Source organism: Alistipes montrealensis, from assembly GCF_018362775.1.
GTDB classification, from domain to species: Bacteria; Bacteroidota; Bacteroidia; order Bacteroidales; family Rikenellaceae; genus Alistipes; species Alistipes montrealensis.
In genome coordinates this window covers 1-1,191 of sequence record NZ_JAGYXY010000011.1, presented here as the reverse complement: position 1 = coordinate 1,191, position 1,191 = coordinate 1, and the positions used below count along the sequence as shown (strand labels likewise).

At 54.4% G+C, this 1,191-nt stretch carries 1 protein-coding gene; it reads left to right on the top strand.

The annotated features are described in order from the left end of the window. Nucleotides 1-154: 154 nt before the first annotated feature. Nucleotides 155-1,191, top strand: a 1,037-nt coding sequence (locus KG007_RS13890; RefSeq protein ID WP_213349748.1) for a UDP-glucose dehydrogenase family protein, incomplete at its 3' end; no start/stop codon positions are given.

Here is a 1,191-nt window from a genome sequence, read left to right as displayed (position 1 = left end):
GCGTCGCCGAAGAACTGGAGACGCTCTCCCGCTCGGTCGACATCCCGCAGATGGTAAGGCTGATGAAACAGACAGTGCCCGAGTTCATTTCCAAAAACTCGAAGTTCGAGGTATACGATCGGGAGATCCAGAAAAATAAATAAACACTTGATATATGAACATAGCGATAGTAGGAACGGGTTACGTAGGCCTTGTTTCCGGAACCTGCTTTGCCGAAATGGGCATTGACGTGACGTGTGTCGATATCGACCGGCAGAAGATCGACCGGTTGCAGAACGGTGAGATTCCGATCTATGAACCGGGCCTGGAGGATATGGTGCGACGCAATGTAGACGCGGGACGCCTGCATTTCACGACGGACTTGGCGACGTGCCTGGACAAGGTCGAGGTCGTCTTCTCGGCTGTGGGTACGCCTCCCGACGAAGACGGTTCGGCAGACCTGAAATATGTGCTGGCCGTGGCCCGGACTTTCGGGCAGCATATCAAAAAGTATACGATCCTGGTCACGAAATCGACGGTTCCGGTAGGTACGGCGCAGAAGGTCAAGACGGCCATCCAGGAAGAGCTCGCCAAGCGTGGTGAAAAGATTGATTTCGATGTAGCCTCGAATCCGGAGTTTCTGAAGGAGGGCGCAGCCGTCAAGGATTTTATGTCTCCGGATCGGGTTGTTGTGGGTACGGAGAGCGCCCGTGCGCGCAAAATCATGTCGCGCCTGTACAAACCCTTCATGTTGAGCGGCGAGCGGATGATCTTCACGGATATTCCTTCGGCGGAAATGATCAAGTATGCCGCCAACTCGATGCTGGCGACGCGCATCTCGTTTATGAACGATATCGCCAACCTGTGCGAGAAGGTCGGCGCCGATGTGAACATGGTCCGCAAGGGGATCGGTTCGGACACGCGCATCGGCCGGAAATTCCTCTATGCAGGCTGTGGATACGGCGGTTCGTGCTTCCCCAAAGATGTGAAAGCGCTGATCAGGACTGCGGAGCAGAACGGCTATGAAATGAAGGTGCTGAAAGCGGTCGAAGAGGTCAACGAGAAACAGAAGTCGATTCTCTTCGAGAAGTTGCAGAAACACTATGATGGGAATCTGAAGGGCAAAACGATTGCTCTGTGGGGACTGGCATTCAAACCCGAAACGGACGACATGCGCGAAGCCCCGGCGCTGGTGCTGATCGACAAATTGGT